The following is a 21,094-nucleotide window of genomic DNA, read 5'->3' as shown; positions in this document are numbered from 1 at the left end:
TGGACGGCGCCTTGCCCGGACTGGACATGGACCCGACGCAGGCGCAGGCGCCGGCGGGCGGCTGGTTCCATTCGCTCAGCCTGCCGGGCGGCGAAACCACGGCGGGCGTGAAGCCGGCTGAGGTCCTGCGGACCGAGGCCGAGGTGGTCTTCAAGCACCCCGTAGCCGGCAAGCGGGTGTTGGATATCGGCGCCTGGGACGGCTTCTTCGCCTTCGAGGCCGAGCGGCGCGGCGCGGCCGAGGTGCTGGCCACCGACCACTTCTGCTGGTCGGGCGAAGGCTGGGGCACCAAGGCGGGGTTCGACTACGCCCACCGCCGTCTGGGCTCGCGGGTCATGAGCCTCGATATCGATGTGCCGCAGATCGCCCCTGAGACCACCGGGGTCCACGACGTGGTGCTGTTCCTGGGCGTGCTCTACCACGTGAAGGACCCGCTGCAGGCCCTGGAGCGCGCGGCCTCGGTGGCCGGCGAGCTCCTGGTGGTCGAGACCTGCACGGCGCTGGACGTCCTCCCCTGGCCGACGATGCGCTATTACGAAGGCCGCGAGCTCGGCGACGATCCCACGAATTTCTGGGCGCCCAACCGGCGCTGCCTGGCGGCCATGGCCCGCGACCTCGGGTTCAAGCGGATCGAGATGACCGGCCATCCGGTGACCAAGCCGCACTGGCGCGCGCCGGAACTCTACTGGAAGCACAACAGGGTCTTCATGCATGCCTGGCGCTGAAGCCGACACCACCATGATGGTGCGCGACACCGACGCCGACTGGCGCGAGCTCGGCAAGAGCAACCCCTATTGGGGGGTGATCAGCCATCCGGACTATCTGACCGAGAACCTGACGCCGGAGCGGATCGAGGCCTTCTACGCCTCGGGCGCCTTCCACATCGACCCAATCGCCGCCGACCTGAAGGCGCTGACCGGCGCCTTGCCGAAGGGCCGCGCGCTGGACTTCGGCTGCGGCGTCGGCCGCTTGGCCGAGGCCATGGCCAAGTACGCCGACCAGGTGACCGGCGTCGACATCTCGCCCGGCATGCTGGAGCTGGCCCGCAAGCGCGATAAGGGGATCACCTATGTCGACGCGATCCCCGACGGGCCCTTCGACTGGGTCAACAGCTTCATCGTCTTCCAGCACATCCCGCCGCCGCGCGGCGAGGCGATCGTCGAGGAGCTGCTGTCCAAACTGGCGCCCGGCGGCATGGCCAGCCTGCAGCTCACCATCTGGCGCGACGAGGACAAGGTCTGGGCCAAGCCCACCAACCTGAAGGACATCTGGCGCCAGCGGATCTGGATGAAGAACCTGCCGGTGGGCCACATCCACATGTACGACTACGACCTGTCGCGGCTGGTGCGGCTGTTCAACCTGGCCGGCATCGACGACATCCGGCTGGTCTCCACCAACCACGACGGCCACCACGGCGTCATCATCCTTGGGCGGAAAGCCGCCCCTGCGGTCTCGAAGGACTAGGCTTCCATGGTCGAACTCGCCCTGCCGAAGAACTCCCGCGTCACCAAGGGCCGCCAGCACAAGGCGCCGGAGGGCGCCAAGAAGACCAAGAGCTTCCGCGTCTACCGCTACGACCCCGAGGGCAGCGAGAACCCGCGCTGGGACACCTATGAGGTGGACGTCGAGGCCTGCGGACCGATGGTCCTGGACGTGCTGATCCACATCAAGAACACCATGGACCCGACGCTGGCCTTCCGCCGCTCTTGCCGCGAGGGCGTCTGCGGGTCGTGCGCCATGAACATCGGCGGGCGCAACACGCTGGCCTGCACCCACGGCTGGGCGGAAGTGCCCAGTAAGGACGTGCAGATCAGCCCCCTGCCGCACATGCCGGTCCTGAAGGACCTGGTCCCCGACCTGACCATGTTCTACGCCCAGTATTCCTCCATCGAGCCCTGGCTGCAGACCGAGACGCCGCAGCCGCAGAAGGAGTGGATCCAGTCGCCGGAGGACCGCGAGAAGCTGGACGGCCTCTACGAGTGCATCCTCTGCGCCTGCTGCACGACGTCCTGCCCCAGCTACTGGTGGAACGGCGACAAGTACCTGGGCCCCGCGGCCCTGCTGCACGCCTACCGCTGGCTGATCGACAGCCGAGACGAGGCCACCGGCGAGCGGCTGGACGCGCTGGAGGACCCCTTCAAGCTCTACCGCTGCCACACGATCATGAACTGCGCCCAGGTGTGCCCCAAGGGCCTGAACCCCGCCAAGGCCATCGCCGAGGTGAAGAAGATGCTGGTGGACCGGGTGACCTAGGAGCCCCCTCCTTGGTCCTCTCCCTCTCCGCTGCGCGGGGGGAGAGGAGAAAAATGCGGCGCCTCCGCCTCCTCTCCCCCGCGAAGCGAGAGGGAGAGGGTCGGGAGAGGGCCATGCGGCGGGGCTGAAATAATCCAGACGTCTCTGTAGATTCTGGATTCGGCTTGGATCCCCCGCGTCGTGGGGGCGAGCGGCTTTGGGGGCGAGGCGGGATGAAGGGGCTTTCGATCGCGTTGGCGCTGGCCTTGGCGGGAGCGCCGGCCACGGCGCTTCTGGCGGCCACGCCGGCTGCAGCCCAGACGAGCGGGGGGCAGACGGGCGGGGCGCAGCAGGCTGAGGCGGCGCGGTTCACCGCCTTCATCGACAATGAGTTCGAGCAGGAGCTGAAGCTTCGGCCGCAGCGGGCGACCGCCTTGGGGCGCAAGCAGGACAACGACAAGTGGGACGACATCAGCGACGCCGGCCAGCTCAAGGTGCTGGAATGGCGCCGCGGCAGCGTCGCGCGCATGAAGGCGGATTTCGACCGCGCGAAGCTGCCGCCCGACGCGCGCGCCAGCTACGACATGTGGGCGCTGGAGCTGGACCGGGCCGAGCTGACCTACAAGTACCGCCGCTACCAGCCGCCCTTCTATTCCTTCCTTTATTCGATCCATTCGGAGCTGCCGAACTTCCTGATCAACACCCAGGCGGTCACCGACGCGGCGGACATGAAGGGCTACAACGCCCGGCTGAAGAGCCTGGGCGCGGTGCTGGATGTCGGCATCGCCGAGAGCCGGCAGGCGACCGCCGCCGGGATCAACGCGCCGAAGTTCGAGATCGAGCGGGTGATCGGCGGCTCGAAGGTGATGATCACCGGCCAGCCGTTCACGGCAGGCGGGACGGATTCGCCGCTCTGGGCTGACGCCAAGGCCAAGGTCGCCAGGCTGAAGGCCGCGGGAAAGGTCACCGACGCCGAGGCCGACGCCCTGCTGGCCGACGCCAGGGCCGGCGTGCTGGGGATCAAGGCGCCGTATGAGCGGGTGATCGTCTGGGCGCAGGGTGAGCTGCCCAAGGCGCCGTCCGGCCGCACGGGCGCGGTCTCTCTGCCGAACGGCCTGGAGTGGTACGCCGCGGCGCTGAAGCTCAACACGACGACCGACCTCACGCCCGACCAGGTCCACGAATTGGGGCTCAAGGAGGTCGAGCGGATCCAGAAGGAACAGGACGCGCTCGCCCAGAAGGCCGGGTTCAAGGACCGCCAGGCCTTCTATGACGACCGCGCCAGCAAGTTCCCGCCGACGCCCTGGACCGACGCCATCCGCGCCGACTACCTGCGCCAGTACAACGAGACGATCGCGCGTAACCGCAGCCTGCTGCCCTCGGTGTTCAACAACCTGCCGGTCTATCGGGCCGAGGTGGTGCGCGAGCCCTCGTTCAGCGAGGTGGCGGGCGGCGCCGCCCACGCCTCGGGCCCCAACGCGGACGGGACGCGGCCGGGCCGGGTCTACATCCACATGCTGGGCGTCACCGACGACCCGGCCAACATCACCGACCTGATGTGCCACGAGGGCATCCCCGGCCACGTCATGCAAGGCGACATCCAGGTGCGCCAGAAGGGCGTGCCGAAGTTCCGCTCGGCCTACCGCTACGTGGCCTACGGCGAGGGCTGGGCGCTCTACACCGAATACCTGTGCAAGGAGATGGGCGCCTATCAGGACTTGGCGTCGGACTTCTTCCGGCTCGACGCCGAGCTGTTCCGCGCCGCGCGCCTGGTCACCGACACGGGCATCCATGCGAAGGGTTGGACCGAGGATCAGGCCATCGACTACATGATCAAGACCGGCCGCCGTCCGCCGAACCAGGCCCGCTCGGAAGTGCGCCGCTACATCACCCTTCCGGGCCAGGCCACCGGCTACAAGATCGGCATGCTGAAGATCATGGAGCTGCGCCACAAGGCCGAGCGCGAGCTGGGCCCGAAGTTCGACGTCAAGGCCTACGACGATCTGGTGGTCGGCGAAGGCTCGCTGCCGCTCAGCGTTCTGGAACGGGCCGTCGACGAATGGATCGCCAGCCAGAAGCCGGCCGGATAATCGCAGTCTCGAAGGAACGACGCCCATGAACCGCACGCTCGCCGCCGCCCTCGGGCTCACCCTGTTGGCGGCGCCCGCCGGCGCGGCGCTGACGTTCGCCGGCCCTGCTGCGGCGCAGACGCCCGCCGCAGGCCAGGCCGCCGAGGCCGAACGGCTGCGCGTCTTCCTCGACAAGGAATACGCCGAGGCCCTGAAGTTCAGCCCGCAGCAGTCCAGCTCCTTCGGTGAGAAGGAGGGCCTCGACAAGCTGAACGACCTCAGCGAAGCCGCCGATCTGCAGCGTCTCGAATGGCGGCGTGGCAGCGTGGCGCGGCTGAAGGCGCAGTTCCAGCGGGCCAAGCTGCCGCTGGAAGGCCAGATCAGCTACGACATGTGGATCGACGAGCTGGACTCCGCCGAACTCAGCTACAAGTACCGCGCCTACGACTATGTGGCGGGCAATACCGACACCGCGCTGCCCAACTTCCTGATCGGCTCGCACCTGGTCGAGCAGCCGTCGGACATGGCGGCCTACAACGCCCGCGTCATGGCCCTGGGCCACGCCATGGACCAGGTGCTGGAGCGCGCCAAGGGCTCCGCGGCCCAGGGCATCCGCATGCCGCGCTTCCAGTACGAGCGCGCCATCCGCGAGAGCACCAAGCTGATCAGCGGCCAGCCGTTCGACGCCAGCGGCGCGGATTCCCCGCTATGGGCCGACGCCAAGGCCAAGGTCGGCAAGCTGCAGGCCGCCGGCAAGGTCTCGCCCGACGAGGCGCAGAAGCTGCTGGACGGGACCAAGACCGCGCTGCTGACCGGCATGAAGCCCGGCTATGAGCGGCTGATCGGCTGGCTGCAGAGCGACGTGGCCAACGCGCCTTCAGGCAAGGTGGGCGCGGTCACCCTGCCCAATGGCCTCGCCTGGTACGCCGCGGCGCTGAAGCTGCAGACCCGCACCGACCTCACCGCCGACCAGATCCACGCGCTCGGCCTGTCGGAGGTGAAGCGCATCCAGGGCGAGATGGACGAACTGGCCAAGAAGGCCGGCTTCCCGGACCAGAACGCCTATTTCAAGGAGCTGCAGCGGCTCGACCCTGAGCAGCCGTACAACGACCAGAACCGCGCCGAGATCCTGAAATATTCCAACGACCTGATCGCCAACAACCGCACCCACCTGGGCTCGATGTTCCACGTCCTGCCGATCTATGCGATCGAGGTGGTGCGCGAACCCAGCTTCAGCGAGGTGGCCGGCGGCGCGGCCCACACCAACGGCGCCAGCCCCGACGGGAAGCGGCCCGGCCGGGTCTATCTGCACATGCTGGGCAAGACGCCGCTGCGCGCCAGCCTGCCGGACCTGATGTGTCACGAGGGCATCCCCGGCCACGCCATGCAGGGCGACATCCGGGTGCGCATGAAGGACGTGCCGAAGTTCCGCCTGGCGGCCCGCAACGCCGCCTTCAACGAAGGCTGGGGCCTCTATTCCGAGCTGTTGTGCAAAGAGATGGGCGTCTATCCGGACATCGCGTCCGACTTCATGCGGCTGGACGGCGAGCTGTTCCGCGCCGTGCGCCTGGTCACCGACACCGGCATCCATGCGCAGGGCTGGACCGAGGAGCAGGCGGTCGACTACCTGAAGACCGTCGGCCACCGCAGCGACGACACCGCCCGCGCCGAGACCCGCCGCTATATCGTGAACCCCGGCCAGGCGACGGCCTACAAGATCGGCATGATCCGCATCGTGCAGCTGCGCGACCGGGCCGCGAAGGCGCTGGGACCGAAGTTCGACATCAAGGCGTTCAACGACATGGTCATCGCCTCGGGCTCGCTCACGCTCTCGGTGCTCGACATGCGCGTGAACGCCTGGATCGCCGAGCAGAAGGCCAAATAGTCCAGGCGCGAAAATTCCTCCCCTTCGAGGGAGGTGGCGCGAAGCGCCGGAGGGGGTCGGCTCCAGGGCTGGTGAGGACCCCCTCAGTCAGCTTTGCTGACAACTCCCCCAAAAGGGGAGCAACTTATCGGATGTTGAAGTTGACGCCTCCGTCATTTTTGGGCATCGAGGCCGGATGAGCGGGCAGCATGTGGCGATCCTCGGCGCGGGCCATGCCGGCGGCACGGCCGCAGCCCTGCTGCGCCAGTACGGCCACGAGGGGCCGATCACGCTCGTGGGCGCGGAGCCGATCCCGCCCTACCAGCGCCCGCCGCTCTCCAAGGCCTGGCTGAAGGGCGAAGCCGACGCGGACTCCCTGGCGCTGAAGCCGTTGGAGTTCTACGCCGAGCACGGCATCGACTTCCGGCCCTCGACGACGGCGACCTCGATCAACCGGGGCGCGAAGACCGTGGCGCTCTCCGACGGGTCGAACGTCGACTACGATGTCCTGATCCTCGCCACCGGCGCGCGGGCCATCGCGCTGCCGATCCCCGGCGCGGATCTGGCCGGCGTGATGTTCCTGCGCACCGCCGCCGACGCCGAGCAGCTCAAGGCCACGGTCGGGCCGGGCAAGACCCTGGCCGTGGTGGGCGGCGGCTATATCGGCCTGGAGGTCGCCGCTTCGGGCCGGGCGCTGGGCGCGGAGGTGGTGGTGCTGGAGCGCGAGCCGCGGCTCCTGGCGCGGGTGGCCTGCGAGACGCTGTCGACCTTCTTCAAGGGCTATCACGAACAGCGTGGGGTGACCTTCGAGCTGGGCGCGACGGCAGCCGCCTTCGAAGGCCGGGACGGCCGCGTCACCGGCGTGCGCCTGGCCGACGGGCGGCTGATCGCCTGCGACGCGGTGGTGGTGGGCGTGGGCGCGGCCCCCAACGACGAGATCGCCCGCGATTGCGGCCTGGAGACCGCCCGCGGCGTCGTCGTCGACCTGGAGGCGCGCACCAGCGACCCCGCGATCTTCGCCATCGGCGACGTGGCCCACCGGCCGATGCCGATCTACGGCCGCATGTTCCGCATGGAGAGCGTGCCCAACGCCCTCGAACAGGCCAAGCAGGCGGCCAACGCCATCGTGGGCCGCCCGGCGCCGGCCGGCGAGGTCCCCTGGCAGTGGTCGGACCAGTACGATCTGAAGCTGCAGATCGCCGGCTACGCCTTCGACGTGGACGAGGTGCTGCTGCGCGGCGACCCGGCCAGCGGCAAGTTCGCGGTCTTCCACCTTCAGGGCGACAAGGTCCAATCGGTGGAGGCGATCAACGCGCCGCCGGAGTTCATGATGGGCAAGCAGCTGATCGGAAACCGCCGCGCCATCGACAAGGCGAGGCTTGCAGACCCGACTATTTCCATGAAAGAGGTCGCCGTCTAAACGGTGTTAAGTCACCCCTGAGAGACAGGGGGCGGCAAGTCGAGGGACTCCCGGGATCACATGGCCAAGATCACCTACATCGAGCACGACGGGACCGAACACGCCATCGACGTGAAGAACGGCCTTTCGGTCATGGAAGGCGCGGTGAAGAACAACATCCCCGGCATCGACGCCGACTGCGGCGGCGCCTGCGCCTGCGCCACCTGCCACGTCTATGTGGACGAGGCCTGGCGCGCCAAGACCGGCGAGAAGTCGGCCATGGAGGAGTCGATGCTCGACTTCGCCGAGAACGTCGAGGACAACTCCCGCCTCTCCTGCCAGATCAAGGTGACGGACGCGCTGGACGGCCTGGTGGTGCGCATGCCGGAGAGCCAGCACTAGGGGCTAGACGAAGCTCGAAGCCTGCTAACAAGCTCTCATCGTTGCATCCAGCCGAAGAGTTGATGGCCTAGGTGCAATATATCCACGACTAGGAAGAAGAGCGTCACTGCGGTGCAAAAGCAGCCCGCGACGTAGAGTCCTTTCCTGGGAATTGGCCTGCCCATCGATCTGGCCACCATGGTGAGCCATCCCGCCATCAGGACGAATGTCAGCAGCCCCAGTCCGACAACGAAGATTGCGTCTTTCACTGTCGACCTTTGAAGGCGTCGCCTCGACGCCACCCCGCCTTAAACCTCATGGTTGATGCGAGCCTTGGGGCCTCGGCTTGTCAAGGACCGGCCCTTGGCCGGCCGCGGGGCGGCGCGCGGAGCGCGTCCTTGAGAAGCCGAGGCCCCAAGGCAAACTGGCCGGCATGAGATTTAAGCCGACGCCTGCCTGATCCGCTCCTCTCCCAGGCGCGGCAGCGCCGTGGGAGAGGTTGGGTGAGGTCGGCGCGGGCGAGCGGCTTGGCGCTGACATTGGACCCGCGTCCGCAGCCATCGGGTCCAACGAAAAGGGCGGCCCGTCTCCGGCGCCGCCCTCTCCCAGCCTCTTCCTTCGCTCCGCGAGGGAGAGGAGCAGGTCAAACCTTACTGCGGGGTCACCTTGGTGGTTGTGGTGACCTGGTCCGAAGACGTCGCCGGCGCTGCGTTGGTGGTGGTCGTGGTGCGCTTGACGACGGTGTGGGTCACCGGGTGGTGGACCACGGCGTGCTGGTTCGTGGTCGTCACCGTGGTCTCGACCTGCGGCGCGGGCGGGGGCGTGGCGGCGGCGAGGGCCGCGGCGCTGCGCGCGGCCTGCGCATCAGCCGCCGAGGCGGCGGCGGCCTGCTGGGCGGAGTCGGCGCGGGCGTTGGCGTCAGCCGCCTGCTGCTGAGCCTGCGCGGCCTGTTGCTGAGCGGCGTCCACCTGGCCGCGGGCCGCCGCCTGCGTGGCCGCGACCTGATCCTGAGCGGCCTCAGCCGTGGCGCGCTCGTTCTGCCGCGCCGAGGCCAGGGCGTCGGTCCTGCGCTGGTGCGAGATGCCGATGGCGGTGTCGGCCAGGCCGGAGGCGCGGATGCCCTCCTGGATCGCCCGGTCGCGGTGGTCGCTGTCGAAATCGTTCTTGGCGTTGGCCAGGGCCTGGTGGGCCTCGGCGAGATCGCGCGGGTCGTCGTTCGGCGCGCCAAGGCTTTCGGCGGTGTGGATCTTGGCTTCCGCGGCGGCGATGGCCTCACGGGCGCGTTCGGTGGTGCCCGCCGCAGCCGGGCTGGCGATCGCCAGGACCACGGCGCTCGAGGCGAGCAGCGAAGCAAAAAGGGTCTTGCGGTACATGGTGTTCTCCTGCCCGCGGCGAGCCTGCCGCCAACGGGTCTCTCCATTTGTTGCTCGGCGGCAACGGCTGGCGTGGAGATGAGTTGCAGCGGCGCCACGGAATGTGAGGCGCCCGACAGTGTCGGGTTGCGGTCAGAACAGCCCCGGGAAGGCGCCGCCGTCCATCAAGAGGTTCTGGCCGGTGATGTAGCCCGCGTGGACGCTGCAGAGCACCGCGCAGATGGCGCCGAACTCCTTCGGGTCGCCGACCCGGCCGGTGGGGTTGCCGGCGGCGACCTGGACGCGGACCTCGTCCACCGGCGCGCCGCGGGCCTTAGCGAGGGCCGCGTAATAGGTTTCCAGCCGGGCGGTGGCGAAGTGGCCGGGCAGCAGGTTGTTGATCGTCACCCCGTCGCAGGCGACCTCCCGGGCGATGCCGCCGACCGCGCCGGTGAGGCCCGCGCGGGCCCCGTTCGACAGCCCGAGCATCGGCAGGGGCGCCTTAACAGCCCCCGAGGTGATGTTGACGATCCGCCCCCACTGGCGGCCGCGCATGCAGGGCAACACGGCGCGGATCAACAGCAGCGGCGCCAGCATGTTCGCGCCGACCGCGGCGGCCCATTCCGCCTCGCCCCAGTCCTCGAAGCGGCCGGGGGGCGGGCCGGCGGCGTTGGTCACCAGGATGTCGGGATTCGGGCAGGCGGCCAGCAGGGCCTCGCGGCCCGCCTCCGTGGTGACGTCACAGACCACAGCCGTTGCGCCGATGGCTTCGGCGGCGGCCTTCAGGGGGCCTTCGGTGCGCGCGCAGATGGTCAACTCCGCGCCCGCGGCGGCGAGGGCTTCGGCGCAGGCGCGGCCCAGGCCTTGGCTCCCGCCGCAGACCATGGCGCGGCGGCCTTCGAGGCCCAGCGGCAGTCCCGTCACCTTGGCCGGCCTCCATGCTATCGTCGCCACGCACCCGAGCCGAAGGAGGCCCTGTGACCGACGCCCCGAACACTGACGTCGAAGTCTTTGCAAAGGCCATCGCCGAGCGCCACCGCAATCGCGAGCGGTTCACGCTGGAGGCGCCCACCGGCCGGGCGGGCGACCTCGCCTTCGGCTACGCGGCCCAGGCCGCGCTGCTGCCGCTCTTGGCCGGCGGACCGCCGCAGATCGTCGGCTGGAAGATCGGGCTCACCACCAAACGGATGCAGCAGATGTGCGGCGTGGACGAGCCCATCGTGGGGGCGGTGCTGGCCGGCCGCATCCATCCCGCGCCGGCCCGCGTGGCGGTCGCGGCCTATGTGCGCCTGGGCGTCGAGAGCGAGATCGCGCTCAGGATCGCCAGGCCCTTTCCCGATGGCGAGGTCTCGCCGGAGGAGGCTTTGGCGCATGTCGATCAGGTCTGCGCCGCCTTCGAGCTGGTCGACGACAGTGGGGCCGACTATGCACATCTGTCGGCGATGACCCTGGTGGCCGACAACGCCTGGAACGCCGGCCTGGTGCTGGGCCCGCCCGGCGACGCCGCCGGGACCGGCGGGCTGGCCGGCCGCAAGGGCGTGCTGCGCCGCGGCGGCGAGGTGGTCGACGAAGGCTCCTCCAGCGACGTGTTGGGCGACCCGGCCAGGGCCCTCGCCTGGCTGGCGGCCCACCTCGCCCGCGCCGGCCAGCCGTTGCGGCCCGGCCAATGGGTCTCGACCGGCAGCATCGTCCCCACCAAGTTCGTAGAATCCGGCCAGGCTTGGCGCTTCGAGGTGGAGGGCCTGGCGCCCGTGGAACTCGCCCTCGACTAAGGCGAACACCGCGTTAGGGACGCCGTTTCATGACGCCTTAAGCCTCCGCTGACATCGTGGCGCACTCCGAGGACGAGGAGCGGCGCCATGCTAGCCTTCGCGAAGCGCTTCACGAACGACCGCTCCGGCGCGACCGCTGTGGAATACGCCCTGATCGCGGCCTTTGTCGTCCTGGTGATCGTCAGCGCCGTGGGCGCGCTGGGGACCCAGCTGTCCACCCTGTACAACCAGGTGACGGCAGCCTTCCCGACCTAACCCTCAAAGGTCCCGCCCCATTGTGGCCACGCCCGGCGGCTTGTAGGGCGGGGCATGGGCAAGGCCGCGCGGACGATTCTCTTGGTGCTGGCGTTCGCCCTGACGGCGGCCGCGCCCGCCGCCCACGCCCAGTATGCCCGGCCCGCCGCCCAGGTGCTGGCCCGCGCCCGCGCGGCGAGCGGCGGGAACGCCTGGAACTATCTTCGCGGCTGGCATGAGACCGGAACCCTGGACGGGGCGGCCTATGAGCGCTGGCTCGACCCCCTGCGCTACGGCATGCGCGAAGAGGACCATGACGCCGCGGGCGGGGTCGCCGTGCGCGGCTTCAACGGCGCCGGCGCCTGGCGCATCGACGCCGCCGGCCAGGCCACCGGCGGCGGCGAGCCGGCCCTGGTGCGGCCCGACCGCACCGAAGCGTTCTTCGGCGTCTACGCCTTCTTCTACACCAGCCGCTTCGACGCCCGCGGCCGGATGGTGGGCGCGCGCAAGGCCGACGGGCGGGCCTTCGACGTGGTCGAGGTCGAGCCCTGGGGCGGCACGCCGCGCGAGCTGTGGTTCGACCGCAAGACCGGGCTGCTCGGCCGCATCGTCGACCGCACGGGCGCCCGGCCGGTGACGACGGAACTCTCCGACTACCGCAAGGCCGGACCCCTGAAGGTCGCTTTCCGCTTCGTCAGCGACGACGGGACGCCGGCGGGGCGGTCGGTGCGCCAGGTCCAGAGCCTGGCCTTCACGCCGGCCGACCGCTCGATGTTCGGCCTGCCGAGGTCCTAGGGGGCCTTCGCGGGCGGATCCTTGTCGTGGGTCCGGGCGCCGGCCAGGATGTTGGGCAGGCTGTAGTTGCCCTCATGGCAGGCGTATTCGTAGATCGGCCCCTTGGCCGCGCGCATGGGCATCTCGCCCTTGAACACCTGGGTGAAGGTGTCTGGGTCGTCCACCGCGAACTGGTAGAGGATCTCGGTCGGCGAGGTGCGGGTGAACCGCTCGGTGATCCGCGCCCTGGGCGAGTAGCCGAAGCCGCCGCCGAGCGAGAAGACGTGCGCCCCCTTGGGGTTGAGGTTGGTGGTCTCGACCACCAGGGTGTCGCCTTCCCACCAGCCGACGCTGTCGCCCATCCAGGGCTGGATGGCGCCCGGCAGGTGGCGGCGGTCGCCGAGGCGGATGGTGCGCACCGCGTGGTTCATCTCCACGAGGATCGCCACCTCGTCCCGGGTCTGCAGGATCTGGTAGTTGGCGTTGAAGCCGGTGTTCATCATCGGCGGGCCTTCCGGCGTGCCGATGGCCTGCAGGCAGCGCTCCATGGTGTCGCGGTCTTCCGGATTGTCGAATTTCTCGGGCGCGGCGTCGTCGGCGGCGCGGGCCTTCTTCGCCGCGTCGTTGAAGGGGACATGGCCGTCGGCGGGTTCGACGATCCAGGAGGTGCGCCGCTGGCCGCCGATGGAGGCCAGGTGCAGGTCCATCTCGATGTAGTCGGACTGCGGCGCCTCATCGACCGGCGGCGGCGGGCCCAGCTTGGGGTCGATGGGGGCGGTGCTGATCAGGTCGCCCACCATCTTGCGGAAGCCCGCCTCCATCATCGCCGCCTCCTGGTCGCTGGCGACCAGGTTTTTGAACATCGGCGGCCGCTGCAGCATGGTCAGCGAGGAGTTGTTCCAGATCCCCTGCAGGTCCGGCTGGCCGAAGGCGTTGCGCGGGACGCGGTAGGGCTTCGCGGCCTTGGCCAGAATGGGAGGTTTGGCGGGCGCGGTCGGCGCGGGCGTGGCGGCGGCGTCCAGGGCGCAAGCCGTGGCGACCAGGACGCAGAGACTGCTGAGCGAGGCTCTCATTGGAAGACCCCTTGGGCTGAGGTTGTCAGGGCGGGACGGGACGGACGGGCGGGCCGATGCGCGGGCCGGCGCACCTTGACCAGCCAGTAGACGATGGTCGCGACCAGGGCGGCGACCGGGATCCACTGCAGGGCCGCGTGGCCGTGGAAGATCACGCCGCCCACCTTCGGCTGGGCGAGGCCCGACATCAGCGCGATCCACAGCCCCAGGCCCATGCGCCAGATGTGGCGCGCCAGCTTCCGGGGCCGCGTCAGCACCGGCCCGAGGATCAGCTTCAGGTCGAGCGCGCCGATCAGCGCCGCCATGGTCGCCATCACGAAGAAGGCGAAGGCCGGGACGCCGGCCAGCTCCCGCGCCGGGCTGGCCAGAGCCTGGCCGCCCAGCATCAGGACGGCCACGACCGCGACGCCGAGCAGGGCGACGCCCGCCATCTCGAACCGGCCGCCCTTGACCTCGCCCGCGCGGCCGGCCCGCCAGCCGGTGACCACCAGATAGGCGGTGATCGCTCCGGCGAAGGCCGAGCCCACGTCGCCGATCATCGGCGCCACCACCGCGCCGACGACCGACATGGCCAGCATGGCGAAGAGGAAGACGTTCCCCGCCAGGCGGTGCAGCCGCTGACCCTTGCGGGCGATCAGGGCGACGGTTCCGGCGCCGAGGCCCGCGAAGGCGCCGCCGATGTGGAAGGCCAGCGCGGCGTCGGCGATTTCGCGCAGCGCCCAGGGCGCCGTCGCAGCGACGTGCAGGATCATTGGGAAACTCCCAGCGGTGGTGAGGGTGAAGTCAGGGCCGGCCGGAGGGCCGGGGCAGGCTCAGATCGGTTCGCGTCGTCGGCGTAGCCAGACGCAGGCGGCCAGGGCCGCGGCGGCGAAGACCAGTCCGCCCCAGAAGCCGGGATCGGTCAGGAAGGGCATGGGGTCGATGTCGGAGAGCTTGCTGACCGCCTCCTTCCCCTTGCCGCCGGCGGTGAAGGCCGCAAGGCCGTCCACCAGGCGCGAGTGCACCAGCGTCCAGGCGTAATGGGAGCGGAAGGCCAGGAACTCGAAGAGGCAGATGGCGAGCGGCGGCGCCACGGCCCAGACGAAGGTCATCCGCTTGGCCCAGGCCGAAACCAGCATCAGCCAGCCGACGATGGGCGCGTACCACAGCATCAGCATGACCACCCCGTAGGCGAGCCCGACGATCACCACCGGCGTTGGCGTCAGCTGACGCCACAGGATACCGGTGTCCAGGCCGCTCGCGGCGACCACCGCTGTGGCCAGGCCCGCCGTGATCAGCTGGGTCACCACCATGATCGTCACGACGACGGGCGGCAGGACCGCCAGGGGAATGAAGGCCTTGGAGAGGACGGCGGTTGTGTCCGACACCGGCAGCGACTTCCAGAACAGCACGCTGCGGTCGCGGCGTTCGTTGTGCAGACAGGCCAGGCAGTAGAAGATCGCCACGATCAGGGCGGCCACCAGGATGGCCAGGATCCCGGCCTGGGACGCCATCACGGCCATGGCCTGCAGGCCGTGGGCGCGGTGCTCGGCCATCGGCGCATCGGGCGCGAGCGGCGTCCCCAGCACCCGGATCGCCTGCGGCAGGTCGCGCAGGCTGAAGAGGAAGCCGACCATCACGATGCCGGCGACGACCAGGGGCGCGAGATAGATGGCGCGGTTCTCCCACAGCTCGCGGCGCACCGACCAGTAGAAGGGCCGGACGTGGGCGCCGGAGGCGGGCGAGGCGGAGGCGAGGGCGGCGTCGCTCATGCGGAAGCTCCTTGCGCGGGGCCCATGACGGCTACGAACAGGTCGGCCAGGCTGGGCGCGCGCACCTCGCCCAGTTCGGCCAGGCGGGCGCGCTCGACGCCGTCGAACAGCAGGATGTGGCGGCCGAACACCTGCCGCGCCTGGATCGGCTTCAGCGCCAGGGCGGCGTCGAGCCGGTCAGGGCCCACCATCAGTTCGGCGTAGCGGGCCTCGAAGGCCTCCATGCTGGTGTTCAGCACGATCCGGCCGCGGTCGATGAAGGCCACGTCGGTCAGGATGTGCTGGATCTCCTCCACCTGGTGGGTGGAGACGACGATGGTTCGACTTTGGTCGAAATAATCGTTGAGCAGGCTGTCGTAGAACGACTTGCGGTAGACGATGTCCAGGCCGAGCGTCGGCTCGTCGAGCACCAGCAGCTGGGCGTCGATGGCCATCACCAGGGCGAGGTGCAGCTGGGCGACCATACCCTTCGACAGCTGACGAACCGTGCTCGCCGGCTTGATCGTGGTCTTGGCCAGGAAGGCCTCGGCCTTGGCGCGGTCGAAGCGCGGGTGGACGCCGGCCACATAGTCGACGGCGTCGCGGACCTTCAGCCAGCGCGGCAGGACGGCGACGTCGGCGACGAAGCAGACCTGCGCCATCAGCTTGTCGCGCTCGCCCCAGGGATCGAGCCCCAAGACCTTCAGCTCGCCCTCGTAGGGGATCAGGCCGAGGATCGCCTGCAGGGCGGTCGACTTGCCGGCGCCGTTGGGGCCGATCAGGCCGAGGATGCGGCCATCCTCCACCTGGAGGTCGATGCCGGCCAGGGCGAGCGTCTTTCCGTAGGCCTTGCGCAGGCCGCGGGCGTCTATGCAGGCCACGGGCTCAGCCCTCCCCAGGCTTGGGCGCGGCGCCCAGAAGCTGTCCCGCCAAGCCGAGCCGCTGGATGGTGGCCAGGATCTCCGGCCACTGCTCTTCCAGGAACCGCTTGCGCTCGCCCGCCAGCAGCAGGTCGCGCGCGCCCTTGTTCACGAACATCCCAAGCCCCCGCCGCTTTTCCACCAGACCATCGTCCGCCAGTTGCTGATAGGCCTTCAGCACGGTCAGCGGATTGACCCGCGAGTCCGTCGCCACCGTGCGCACGGAGGGCAATGGATCGCCCTCGCCCAGCAAGCCGTCCAGGATCATCGCGACCACGCGATCGCGGATCTGGCGATAGATCGGCTGGCTGTCGTTCCATTCCGGGTCCACGGCGTATCCTCGAGCTCCTGCCACCGGGCAGGATGTCGCTTTGGTGTTATACTAGACTATAACACTAGGCGGGAGTCAAGGCGATCCTTCAGACCGCCATCCCCCGGTCGCGCGGAGACGCGATCCGGGGGGGACCCAAGCGGCTCGCCCTATTTCGCAATTCGGCTTGGGTCCCCCGGATCAGCCTAGGGCCGACTGGAGGATGACGGCATGGGAGTCTGGGAGGGAAATTACCCCCTAAGCCCCAGCTCCGGCTGGGCGGCGGCGGCCATGGCTTCTTCGGGCAGATGGCAGGTGAAGGCGGCGCCCGCGCCGGGCTCGCTCTCCAGGGCGACCCAGCCGCCGTGCAGCTCGGTCAGCGCCTTGACCAGCGCCAGGCCCAGGCCCGGGCCGCCGCGCTCGCGGCCGATGAAGCGGTCGAAGATGTGCGCCTGGACATGGAAGGGTATGCCGCGGCCGGTGTCGGAGACCCGCAGCTGCACCTCGCCCAGGCCCTTGCGGGCGGCGAGCGTGACCGTGCCGCCGGCCGGGGTCTGGCCCATCGCGTTCTCCGCCAGATGGCTGAGGATCTGGGCCAGCCGGCGCGCGTCGCCGCGGATCAGGCCCACCTCGGGCGGGCAGTCGACCACCAGGGTGACGTTGGCGGCGGCCGCGTCGTCGGCCCAACGCTCGGCCTGGGCGCCCAACAGCTCGGAGACCCGGACGTCCTCCAGGTCCAGCGCCATCTCGTCGGCGTCGATCTGGGCCATGTCGAGCACGTCGTCGATGGAGCGCGCCAGCTGGGTGGCCGCCGATTTCACCGCCGCGGCGTGGCTTCGGCCGCGCTCCGACAGGGCCTCGCCGGAGCGTTCCAGCAGTTCGGAGTAGCCGATGATGGTCGTGAGCGGGGTGCGCAGCTCGTAGGAGACGTTGCCCACGAAGTCGCGTTTCAGCCGCTCGGCGTCGGCCAGGGCCTGTTCCTTGGCCTCCAGGGCGCCTTCCAGCTTGCGGGCGTCGGTGACGTCGGTGAAGGCGATCAGCGTCGCCCCATCCGGCAGCGGCCGCGACTGGTAGAGCACGATGCGGCTGTCCGAGGTCTTCACCTCGCCGGTGGTGGGCGCGCGGGCCTGCGGGTCGGGGTCGGCGACGCGGCCCTTCAGCTCCGCCCAGAACGCCCGGTCGTGCAGCTTGGGGATGCACAGCTCGACCACACCCTCGAAGTCGCCAGCCGCCTCGACCTGCAGCGGGGTCACGTTCCAGAAGGCGGAGAAGGCGTCGTTGTGAAGCCGCAGGCGCCCGTCGGAACCGAACACGGTGACCGCGTCGGACAGCTTGTCGAGGGTCGCCTGCTGCACCTGGATCAGGGCGTTGTACTGGCTGGTGAGCTTCAGCTCGTCGGTGATGTCGGAATAGAGCAGCAGGAGGCCGCCCATGGGGTGCGGCTGGCGCACCACCTTCAGCGTGCGGCCGTCGGGCACGCTCCACATCTCGTCCGGCGCGGCGGCGAGCTGTTCATAGCGGTCGAGCTCGCCGGCTTTCCACTTGGCGTAGTCGGCGGTCTCCGGCAGGCGCCGGCGCTGGCGCAGGCGGTCGAGGATCTCGCCGTGGCTGGGCTGTTCGGCGAGCCAGGCCGGCTCCAGGCCCCAGAGCTCGGCGAAGGCGGTGTTGTGGAACATCAGCTTCTTGGAGCGGTCGAAGACGGCGACCGCTTCTGCGATGTGGTTCAGGGTCTCGTCGTGCGCCTCGACGTTGCGCTGCAGGGTCTCGCGCAGGCCCTCCTGGTCGGTGACGTCGTCGGTCCAGACGCCCACGCCGCCGCCCTCCAGCGGCTGGGCGGTGACCTGGAAGGCGCGGCGCTTGCCGGCGACGGTCGCCCAGCGCACCGCCTCGCGCCGCTGGCCCAGGTTGGCGGCCTCGCTGGCGAGCGCGTCGGCGCCGCGGTCGAAGGCCGCGCCGCGGGCGGCGGCCTCGTCCAGGCTGGCGGCGTCCACGGCCTTCAGCCAGGCGGCGTTGACCCAGACGGGCGAGCCGTCGGCGGCGGCGATCCAGGCGGGCGTCGGGCGTGCGTTCAGGAAGGCGGCGAAGCGCGGCGCGGTGGGCAGGCCCGCGTCCTCCGTCTGGGCGGTGGAGATCCGGAGCCAGGCCATGGCGCCGGCCGCGCGGCCCTCCACCGCGATCAGCCCGCCCGCGCCCTGCACCTCGAAGGCGCAGGCCTCGCCGCGCTCGAACAGAGCGCGCAGGCGCCGGGCGTGATCCGGGTCGGCGCGCATCAGGGCGTTGACCACACCTTGCGGGTCGGGTTCGGCCAGGTTCAGCGCTTCGGCGCAGACCGCCAGGGACTCCTCGCCGGAGGCCAGCAGGGCGCGGCCGTCCTCGACGGCCAGCAGGGCGGAATCGAAGGCCTCGGCGGAGGCCTGGGCGGCGTCGGCGCGGGCCTCGACGGCGGCCAGCCGCGCGGTGATGGCGGCCACGCGGTCCTGCGCCTGGCGCCGCTGGGCCAGCGCCCAGAGCAGGGCGCAGATGGCCAGCGACACCGCGCCGGCCGCGGCGGCCAGGATCAGTTGGTGGGCGTCCATCCCTTCGCTTCGGCCCCGCTCCGGCGAATCAGCAATTCAGCACCCTAGGCCGCGCCGATGTTCGCCGCATCCGCGCCGCGGTCGTCAGGATAGGCTAAGTTGGCGGACGATCGGAGTGCGGAGCTTAAAGGGCGTGACGGCGATCCTCTATCCGGTGGCGGCGAACGCGGAGCTGGCGATGGCCGGCCCCCTGGGCCGCGCGGCGCGCGAGCGCGAGGCCCAGGGCGTGGCCGGCGAGGCGGTGGTGTTCACCACCGACCCGGTGGGCCCGGCCTTCGCCACCGAGGCCGCGGCGCAGGACGCCTATGCCGGCCCGCTGAGCGAAGCCTGGGCCAGGCTGGCCGAACAGATCCTGCCCGGCCAGAAGGTGGCCCACGCCGAGCCCAGCTTCGCCGACGGCCGCCGCTGGCCGGAGCCCACACAGGCCCCGCCGCGCACCGCCTGGCGCCTGATGGTCTCCTACTGGCGCATCGCCACCGCCGAGCGGCCGATCGAGGCCCCGCAGGCCCGCGCCGCCCGCCGCGCCCGTCAGGCGCTGGACGCCGAGACCGTGCGGGCCATGGCGCGGCAGCCCTTGCGCCCCATCGAGCCGCAGCAGCCGCTGGACATCGGGCTTTTCGAGGTGCGCCCGCCGGACGCCCCGCATATTGTCATGCCCGATGAGTGAGCGCCTGAACCTCGACCGTGAGGCGTTCGGCAAGGCGCCGTCCCTCGACGACATCGCAACCCTGGCCGAAGCCGCCTTCCAGGCCCTGCCGGCGGGCTTCCGCCGGGCCGCCGGGGACGTGGTCTTCCGCGTCGACGACTTCGCCGACGACCAGGTGCTGGACGACCTCGGCATCGAGGACCCCTTTGGCTTGAGCGGCCTCTACCAGGGCGTCGACATCGGCCACCGCGACCACATGGGCCCCGCGCCGGGTCCCTCGATGATCTTCCTCTACCGCCGCCCGATCCTCGACGAATGGGCCGAGCATGGGGAGGTGACGCTCGAGGAACTGGTCACCCACGTTCTGGTCCATGAAATCGGCCACCACCTCGGTCTGTCGGACGCCGACATCGACGCCATCGAGGCCAGCGCGGGCTGACAAGCCGCGGCGCGATTTCGCACCTGACGCGAGAAAGTGACGCAGCCGTCACCTTCGTTGACTAAACGCCGTTCAGATGAGATGGTCGCCGCCAGCCCAGGGCCGGGCCGCCAAGAGCCTGGCCATACCTCGCGAGGACGCCATGGCCGCCGACGGCAACATCACCAAGGACATTATCTACGACGCCGTCGCGCCCGACGACTTCGAGTCGATGCTGGAACTCGACCGCTACAACGCCCGCTCGACAGCCTTCGACAAGATCATCAGCGCCACCCACGACCACTTCTGGGATCCGCTGGACGCCAAGTACATCGACTTCTCGGCGCCCTTCGACATGGAAACGACCATGATCCTGCCGGAGAAGATGATCGGCGCCCTGCAACTCGACTACGTCAACGAGATCCTCGGCACCGAGGCGCGCCGCATCGCCTTCGCCAACGCCCAGACGCTGCGGACCTTCTCCTCCATCCTGCACGGCGAGCAGGGGGCGCTGAACCTGTCGGCCAGCCTCTGCCACGTCTTGAAGGACCAGGGCGCGCAGGAATACGCCGCCAACCAGACCCGCGAAGAGGCCCGCCATGTCACGGCCTTCGCCCGCTACATCAAGGCCCGCTGGGGCCGGCCGGTGGAATGCGGCCCGATCCTGAAGGACCTGCTGGTCGAGATCATCGGCGCGCCGGAGGTCTATAAGAAGATCATCGGCATGCAGATGCTGGTGGAAGGCCTGGCCATGGGCGCCTTCGCCACCATCTTCAACGAGACCAACGATCCGCTGGCCAAGAAGCTGACCCAGCTCGTCATGACCGACGAGGCCTTCCACCACAAGTTCGGGAAGATCTGGGCCGACCGCACCATCCCGCACCTGACCGAGGCCGAGCACGAGGTCATCGAGATGTGGGCGGCGCACTGCTTCCAGACGCTGCTGTTCAACCTGGTGGCGCCCACCCAGAACGTCGGCCTCTACGAGGAATTCGGCCTCGATCCGAACCGGGTGATCGAGGAGATGGGCAAGCTGGTCAACGACGAGACCCGCCGCGAGGAGATGAAGGAAGCCACCAACATCTTCCGCGTGCTGGTGAAGACCCTGGTCAACGCCGGCATCATCACCGACCGCACCAAGGGCTTCTACGCGATGTACGTCGACATCGACGAGCTGAAGGCCGAGGGCGACAAGATGGTCGGCGACGACATCGCCGAAGAGGGCATCAAGTACCTCCAGGAGATCAACTTCAAGGACCGCGCGCTCTCGAAGATCCTGATCGCCGCGGAATAGGCTGAAGCCGCCAAGGACCGCGACGCCCGCCGAAGTTCATTCGGCGGGCG

The 21,094-nt window shown here is 69.8% G+C and carries 21 protein-coding genes; 13 read left to right on the top strand and 8 right to left on the bottom strand.

Translation table 11 applies throughout. From position 1 onward, the window contains the following. The first annotated feature begins 11 nt into the window (after positions 1-11). The 7 genes from E8A49_RS09510 to E8A49_RS09480 all read left to right on the top strand — a co-directional run bounded on the left by E8A49_RS09510 (position 12) and on the right by E8A49_RS09480 (position 7,966). Entirely contained in the window at positions 12-725 is a 714-nt protein-coding gene (locus tag E8A49_RS09510; RefSeq protein WP_293379666.1) for a methyltransferase domain-containing protein, read from the top strand. Continuing rightward, complete coding sequence (locus E8A49_RS09505) at positions 712-1,464, top strand: bifunctional 2-polyprenyl-6-hydroxyphenol methylase/3-demethylubiquinol 3-O-methyltransferase UbiG (RefSeq protein WP_293379663.1); 753 nt, start codon at positions 712-714, stop codon at positions 1,462-1,464. The genes E8A49_RS09510 and E8A49_RS09505 overlap by 14 nt, the downstream gene beginning before the upstream one ends. A 6-nt stretch (positions 1,465-1,470) precedes the next feature. Continuing rightward, a complete protein-coding gene (locus E8A49_RS09500) occupies positions 1,471-2,253 on the top strand; it encodes a succinate dehydrogenase iron-sulfur subunit (protein WP_293379660.1) in 783 nt (260 codons plus the stop codon). Between the two features lie 212 nt (positions 2,254-2,465). After that, a complete protein-coding gene (locus tag E8A49_RS09495; protein WP_293379657.1) occupies positions 2,466-4,322 on the top strand; it encodes a DUF885 family protein in 1,857 nt (618 codons plus the stop codon). A 25-nt stretch (positions 4,323-4,347) separates the two neighbouring features. Next, on the top strand, positions 4,348-6,186 hold the full coding sequence (locus E8A49_RS09490) for a DUF885 family protein (protein ID WP_293379654.1): 1,839 nt from the start codon (positions 4,348-4,350) through the stop codon (positions 6,184-6,186). A 175-nt stretch (positions 6,187-6,361) separates the two neighbouring features. Next, complete coding sequence (locus tag E8A49_RS09485) at positions 6,362-7,585, top strand: FAD-dependent oxidoreductase (protein ID WP_293379651.1); 1,224 nt, start codon at positions 6,362-6,364, stop codon at positions 7,583-7,585. Positions 7,586-7,645: 60 nt separating this feature from the next. Next, positions 7,646-7,966, top strand: a complete 321-nt coding sequence (locus tag E8A49_RS09480) for a 2Fe-2S iron-sulfur cluster-binding protein (RefSeq protein ID WP_293379648.1) — start codon at positions 7,646-7,648, stop codon at positions 7,964-7,966. A 629-nt stretch (positions 7,967-8,595) separates the two neighbouring features. Here E8A49_RS09480 and E8A49_RS09475 read toward each other — a convergent pair. Further along, positions 8,596-9,318, bottom strand: coding sequence for a hypothetical protein (locus tag E8A49_RS09475; RefSeq protein ID WP_293379645.1), 723 nt, complete (start codon positions 9,316-9,318; stop codon positions 8,596-8,598). Positions 9,319-9,450: 132 nt separating this feature from the next. Next, positions 9,451-10,221: an SDR family oxidoreductase gene (locus tag E8A49_RS09470; protein WP_293379642.1), complete on the bottom strand. Its 771-nt coding sequence runs from the start codon at positions 10,219-10,221 to the stop codon at positions 9,451-9,453. 53 nt (positions 10,222-10,274) lie between these two features. Here E8A49_RS09470 and E8A49_RS09465 point away from each other — a divergent pair, with 53 nt between their 5' ends. The 3 genes from E8A49_RS09465 to E8A49_RS09455 all read left to right on the top strand — a co-directional run bounded on the left by E8A49_RS09465 (position 10,275) and on the right by E8A49_RS09455 (position 12,098). Beyond that, on the top strand, positions 10,275-11,069 hold the full coding sequence (locus E8A49_RS09465; RefSeq protein ID WP_293379639.1) for a fumarylacetoacetate hydrolase family protein: 795 nt from the start codon (positions 10,275-10,277) through the stop codon (positions 11,067-11,069). 87 nt (positions 11,070-11,156) lie between these two features. After that, entirely contained in the window at positions 11,157-11,324 is a 168-nt protein-coding gene (locus tag E8A49_RS09460; protein WP_293379636.1) for a Flp family type IVb pilin, read from the top strand. A gap of 54 nt (positions 11,325-11,378) precedes the next feature. Further along, entirely contained in the window at positions 11,379-12,098 is a 720-nt protein-coding gene (locus E8A49_RS09455) for a hypothetical protein (RefSeq protein WP_293379634.1), read from the top strand. Here the strand turns inward: E8A49_RS09455 and E8A49_RS09450 are convergent. From E8A49_RS09450 to E8A49_RS09425, 6 genes are all read right to left on the bottom strand, one after another. Continuing rightward, entirely contained in the window at positions 12,095-13,150 is a 1,056-nt protein-coding gene (locus E8A49_RS09450) for a hypothetical protein (RefSeq protein WP_293379631.1), read from the bottom strand. The two genes, E8A49_RS09455 and E8A49_RS09450, sit on opposite strands and share 4 nt — an antisense overlap. Next, positions 13,147-13,902: a hypothetical protein gene (locus E8A49_RS09445; RefSeq protein WP_293379571.1), complete on the bottom strand. Its 756-nt coding sequence runs from the start codon at positions 13,900-13,902 to the stop codon at positions 13,147-13,149. The genes E8A49_RS09450 and E8A49_RS09445 overlap by 4 nt, the downstream gene beginning before the upstream one ends. Before the next feature lie 60 nt (positions 13,903-13,962). After that, positions 13,963-14,901: a hypothetical protein gene (locus E8A49_RS09440; protein WP_293379568.1), complete on the bottom strand. Its 939-nt coding sequence runs from the start codon at positions 14,899-14,901 to the stop codon at positions 13,963-13,965. Beyond that, positions 14,898-15,761, bottom strand: a complete 864-nt coding sequence (locus E8A49_RS09435; RefSeq protein WP_293379565.1) for an ABC transporter ATP-binding protein — start codon at positions 15,759-15,761, stop codon at positions 14,898-14,900. Before E8A49_RS09435 ends, E8A49_RS09440 begins: the two co-directional genes overlap by 4 nt. 4 nt (positions 15,762-15,765) lie before the next feature. Continuing rightward, positions 15,766-16,131 carry a GntR family transcriptional regulator gene (locus E8A49_RS09430; RefSeq protein ID WP_293379563.1) on the bottom strand — a complete coding sequence of 122 codons (366 nt, stop codon included), beginning with the start codon at positions 16,129-16,131 and terminating at the stop codon, positions 15,766-15,768. A 230-nt stretch (positions 16,132-16,361) separates the two neighbouring features. Then, entirely contained in the window at positions 16,362-18,686 is a 2,325-nt protein-coding gene (locus tag E8A49_RS09425; protein WP_293379560.1) for a PAS domain-containing sensor histidine kinase, read from the bottom strand. 133 nt (positions 18,687-18,819) lie between these two features. Here E8A49_RS09425 and E8A49_RS09420 point away from each other — a divergent pair, with 133 nt between their 5' ends. The 3 genes from E8A49_RS09420 to E8A49_RS09410 all read left to right on the top strand — a co-directional run bounded on the left by E8A49_RS09420 (position 18,820) and on the right by E8A49_RS09410 (position 21,044). Beyond that, complete coding sequence (locus tag E8A49_RS09420) at positions 18,820-19,353, top strand: hypothetical protein (RefSeq protein ID WP_293379557.1); 534 nt, start codon at positions 18,820-18,822, stop codon at positions 19,351-19,353. Next, positions 19,346-19,771, top strand: a complete 426-nt coding sequence (locus E8A49_RS09415) for a metallopeptidase family protein (RefSeq protein ID WP_293379554.1) — start codon at positions 19,346-19,348, stop codon at positions 19,769-19,771. Before E8A49_RS09420 ends, E8A49_RS09415 begins: the two co-directional genes overlap by 8 nt. 142 nt (positions 19,772-19,913) lie before the next feature. Next, entirely contained in the window at positions 19,914-21,044 is a 1,131-nt protein-coding gene (locus E8A49_RS09410) for a ferritin-like domain-containing protein (RefSeq protein WP_293379693.1), read from the top strand. The last annotated feature ends 50 nt before the right edge of the window (positions 21,045-21,094 follow it).

The organism is Phenylobacterium sp., from assembly GCF_004799515.1.
Classification (GTDB): domain Bacteria; phylum Pseudomonadota; class Alphaproteobacteria; order Caulobacterales; family Caulobacteraceae; genus Phenylobacterium.
Note: the sequence above shows the minus strand (reverse complement) of the source record. Positions and strands in the feature narration are given on the sequence as shown.